We start from the raw sequence: 4,797 nt of genomic DNA on the forward strand, positions 1-4,797 counted from the left end.
TGGAACTTTTCTGTGAAAATAATGAATCCATGAGCGGTTATTTTCATGCTTGGGTGGCGAGTAAAAGCTTACTCATGGATGTTTTTTGTTTTTAATTCAAATAAATACTTGAATAATAAAAGAAATGGGGTATAATATATTCAAACGGAAATTTGAATATGAAAGGGGGATAATGAATGAGTAAGAAAGATACATGTGAAATTTATTGTTATGACGAAGAAAAAGTCAATCGAATACAAGGGGAATTGCAAAAAGAAGATATATCCAGTGTTGTCCTGTTGTTTAAAGCACTGGCAGATGAAAATAGGGCAAAAATTGTCTATTCACTTTGCCAAGATAAAGAGTTATGTGTATGTGATATTGCCAATATCATTGGGGCTTCTGTTGCAACCACTTCCCATCATTTACGGACTCTTTATAAACAAGGGATTGTAAAGTATCGAAAAGAAGGAAAGCTAGCATTTTATTCGCTGGATGATGACCATATTAAGCAGTTAATCATGATTGCGTTAGTACATGAGAAAGAGGTGAAAGTCCGTGTCTGAACAACAAGCAAAATTATCTAAATCAGAAGCGAAAACCTACCGTGTTCAAGGATTTACTTGTGCAAACTGTGCGGCAAAGTTTGAAAATAATGTAAAATCATTGCCAGGTGTTCAAGATGCTAAAGTAAACTTTGGAGCATCTAAAATTACCGTTTGGGGTACAACAACCATCGAAGAATTAGAAAAAGCAGGAGCTTTTGAAAACTTAAAGGTTCGGGAAGATAAAGAAAAATCAGTCAAGCGTGAACCTTTTTGGAAGCAAAAAGAGAACATTAAAGTGTATATTTCCGCCGTTTTGCTTGTGATCAGTTGGTTTTTAGGGAAGCAATACGGAGAAGAGCATATCTTTGCGACAATTGGATATGCTGCAGCAATTTTAATCGGTGGATATTCGTTATTTATAAAAGGTTTCAAAAACCTAGTTCGATTGAATTTTGATATGAATACGCTGATGACAGTGGCGATTTTAGGAGCTGCAGCGATTGGTGAATGGGGAGAAGGTGCAACGGTTGTTATTCTATTCGCCATTAGCGAAGCCTTAGAGCGTTATTCCATGGATAAAGCTCGTCAATCCATTGAATCGTTGATGGATATTGCTCCAAAAGAAGCATTAATTCGTCGCGGAAATGAAGAAATGATGGTCCCTGTTGACGATATTCAAGTCGGAGATATTATGATCGTAAAGCCTGGTCAGAAATTAGCGATGGATGGAATCGTCATCAAGGGTACATCTACGCTAAATCAGGCTGCCATTACGGGAGAAAGTGTTCCAGTAACCAAAACAGTCGGTGATGAAGTCTTTGCAGGAACATTGAATGAAGAAGGGTTATTGGAAGTAAAAGTTACAAAACGAGTGGAAGATACAACTCTTTCGAAAATCATCCATTTAGTGGAAGAAGCTCAAGCAGAACGAGCACCTTCTCAAGCGTTTGTAGATCGTTTTGCCAAATACTATACACCAGCCATTATCATTTTTGCTCTTTTACTAGCCGTTATTCCTCCATTATTTATGGGTGCTGATTGGAGCGAATGGATTTATCGAGGTCTAGCTGTATTAGTGGTTGGTTGTCCGTGTGCGTTGGTTATTTCCACGCCTGTTTCGATTGTAACTGCCATTGGAAATGCAGCGAAAAACGGTGTGTTAATTAAAGGTGGTATTTATTTAGAGGAAGCAGGAAACTTAAAAGTGATTGCTTTTGATAAAACAGGAACATTAACAAAAGGTATTCCTTCCGTCACCGATGTAGTCACTTATAATGGCAATGAAAATGAACTAATGACCATTACAGCAGCCATTGAAAAAGGCTCACAACATCCACTTGCTTCCGCCATTATAAGAAAAGCAGAAGAAGATGGATTGAATTTTAATGATGTATCGGTTGAAGAATTCCAATCCATTACCGGTAAAGGGGTCAAAGCCAAAGTAAATAACGCAATGTATTATGTCGGAAGTCCAGGTCTTTTTGAAGAACTTCTTCCAAATGGCATCCAATCAGAAATAAAAGAACAAATTACAACCCTTCAAATACAAGGGAAAACGGTCATGGCATTAGGAACGGAAAAAGAAATTCTGGCGTTAATTGCCGTGGCAGACGAAATAAGAGAATCATCCAAAGAGGTTATTCGAAAACTTCATCAAGTCGGTATTGAAAAAACGGTGATGCTGACGGGAGATAACCAAAGAACAGCCGAAGCCATCGGAAAACAAGTCGGTGTTTCCGATATTAAAGCCGATTTACTTCCAGAAGATAAACTGAATTTCATCAAAGAGCTTCGCGACAAGTATCGAAGTGTTGCGATGGTTGGAGATGGTGTGAACGATGCACCAGCTCTTGCAGCTTCAACCGTTGGTGTGGCAATGGGTGGTGCTGGAACCGATACAGCCCTTGAAACAGCCGATATTGCTTTAATGTCTGATGATTTAAGTAAATTGCCATATACGATTAAATTGAGCCGCAAGGCTTTAGCAATTATTAAGCAAAACATTACCTTCTCTTTGGGCATTAAGGTGCTGGCGTTATTGTTAATTGTACCTGGTTGGTTAACGTTATGGTTAGCGATATTTGCGGATATGGGAGCAACATTAATCGTAACATTAAACAGCATGCGATTGCTAAATGTGAAAGAATAATGCAATAGTTGAAGAAGACACACAAAAAGACCGAATTTATTTCGGTCTTTTTGTGTGGTTTAAAAATCAACATTGAAATTTAACAAAGCCCTGATTAAAAACAGTCAAAACTAACAAAACAAATGACCTAAATTTTAGAGATCTTAATTAATTAAATGGGATTTTAATAAAAATGCTTGGCGCTTAAAGCCAAGCATTTCTTATTTTCCTAAAATTACTTAGGTAATGTCATAGGTATAACATTACCAACATATTTTTATTTTAAATAATTTTGAGCGGGGGAGAAGGAGATGGAAGTATATAATGTTCACCAAGCACTAAAAATACTTCAGGAATATTACATTACTGACTCAATTCAAATGGTTACTCGTTGGATCAGAGAAGGAAAGATTAAAGCAGAACGTTCGGCAAATCGAAAGGAGGGTTGGCGAATTTATCACGATGATTTATTCGAGTTTATTGAAGAACAGAGACCAGGTTTGCCTGAAGTAATGGGAGTTTATGAATGGTATGTAGAAAACTCTTTTTCAATGTTGGCGAATGACCATCGTGAAAAGCATAATAAATTGGATTCTGAAGAAGTTAAAGGTGATAGCACTCACTCGGAAGAATTAATGAAACAGCTCATGGAGGAGAAGAATCAATTAGAAAATCAACTCATTAATATGCAGGATGAGTTGAACTTGGTTTACGAGCAAATCACTGAATTAACGGTTAAAGTTCAAAAACTGGAAGAAGAAAATGCTTTTTTAATCGGTTTATATGAGCAAATGGATGAGATGTATCAAGAATTAGAAAAGAAAAATCAACAAGAAAGTAGTAATGAAACACCAAAAACAATGGAACGCAAATTAAAGAAAGAGATGTCTATTGAAGATTTTAAAATGATTTTCGAAAAAGTGATCAAGGGATACAAAAGTGAAACAATAAACTACATACAGCAAGAAAATAAACTAATCAACGAAATATATACGTTGTTTTTCAATGAAGATGGAGAGTTAAAAAACGAGGTTATTGATGATGGAGAATATATTTGTCCATTGACTAAGAAGAAGTATAAAAAAAATTTAAGATCCATGCTTAAAAACGCGATCCGAACCAAATTAGAACAAATCCTGAATTCAGTTGACGAAACAGTGTTAGCTAACGACTCGAGTCGTTAGTCTTTTTTACTTATCAAATAAATAAGGATTTGAAATGGAGTTAACAAACGAACCGAAACAAATAAAAGAAATTTATGACGAGGAGGAGAATCTCTCGTTCTGAAGAATAACAACAAATGGAGACGAGATAAGGCAAGTTTACTTCCGAATTTCACACTTTCGTTTGAATTTGTAAAGATTATGTTAAAGTCGTTTTTTTCTTTTGTTTTATATAAGTATGTAGTTATATACTTATTAAAGGGAAGAGTAAGTATGGTTATACTACCATATCCATTTCGTGGATATGAAAGATGTGACATCATTATTTAGTGTGAGAGGAACAAAATTGCAAATAAAGGGATTTAGGAGTATCATATTTCATTTTCGCTCATATATATAAGTAAATAACTATATAATCATAAAAGAATAGGAGGTGTTTCCATGCAAAAGACAGTAGTGGAAATAGAAAAAGCATCACACGTTTTAAAGTTGCTTGGTGATAAAACACGTTTAACGATCATGGCAATTTTAAAACAACGTGAGTGTTGTGTATGCGAGCTTCTTGAGGTGTTTGACATGAGTCAGCCGGCTATTAGTCAGCATCTTCGCAAGTTAAAAGATGCAGGATTAGTAAAAGAAGATAAGAGGGGACAGTGGATTTATTATTCCCTCAATTCACAAAATGAGTTATATGATTTCATCCAAGATATTCTGCAACATCACGAGTGTTGATTATCCAAAATTAGACATACGTCTTCCATAAATTTGGGCATACTCAAACAAAGCAGCGGCCATCCCGGATTTCCAATCGAGAGGAAGCTGCCCAGAGAAAAAACGGCGAACAAACGAAATGAAGGAAAGAGAGACGTTCGTCCGTTTTTTGGTTTGATCATACAGCCATCGCAGCAACACATACGCGATGAACGCCGCAAACAGTTGGTTGTATACCGCATTTTCCGTCGTGCCAAACAAGGTCGGG

3 protein-coding genes and 2 pseudogenes are annotated in these 4,797 nt (G+C 36.3%); 4 read left to right on the top strand and 1 reads right to left on the bottom strand.

What is annotated here, in order from left to right; translation table 11 throughout:
• Nucleotides 1-176: 176 nt before the first annotated feature.
• The 4 genes and pseudogenes from DI44_RS13280 to DI44_RS13265 all read left to right on the top strand — a co-directional run.
• Nucleotides 177-545, top strand: coding sequence for a metalloregulator ArsR/SmtB family transcription factor (locus DI44_RS13280; protein WP_011229855.1), 369 nt, complete (start codon nt 177-179; stop codon nt 543-545).
• On the top strand, nt 538-2,676 hold the full coding sequence (locus DI44_RS13275) for a heavy metal translocating P-type ATPase (RefSeq protein ID WP_004577738.1): 2,139 nt from the start codon (nt 538-540) through the stop codon (nt 2,674-2,676). The genes DI44_RS13280 and DI44_RS13275 overlap by 8 nt, the downstream gene beginning before the upstream one ends.
• A gap of 290 nt (nt 2,677-2,966) precedes the next feature.
• Complete coding sequence (locus DI44_RS13270; RefSeq protein ID WP_011230090.1) at nt 2,967-3,839, top strand: DNA-binding protein; 873 nt, start codon at nt 2,967-2,969, stop codon at nt 3,837-3,839.
• Nucleotides 3,840-4,259: 420 nt separating this feature from the next.
• A pseudogene (locus DI44_RS13265) lies at nt 4,260-4,538 on the top strand (metalloregulator ArsR/SmtB family transcription factor); the annotation flags it as partial.
• Between the two features lie 12 nt (nt 4,539-4,550).
• Here the strand turns inward: DI44_RS13265 and DI44_RS0116935 are convergent.
• A pseudogene (locus DI44_RS0116935) lies at nt 4,551-4,797 on the bottom strand (IS4 family transposase); the annotation flags it as partial.

The organism is Geobacillus sp. CAMR5420, assembly GCF_000691465.1.
Lineage (GTDB): Bacteria > Bacillota > Bacilli > Bacillales > Anoxybacillaceae > Geobacillus > Geobacillus thermoleovorans.

Excerpts from the sequence above, each read along its gene's own strand:
- DI44_RS13280 (WP_011229855.1), top strand. The coding sequence starts at position 177 with ATGAGTAAGAAAGATACATGTGAAATTTATTGTTATGACGAAGAAAAA.
- DI44_RS13270 (WP_011230090.1), top strand. The coding sequence starts at position 2,967 with ATGGAAGTATATAATGTTCACCAAGCACTAAAAATACTTCAGGAATAT.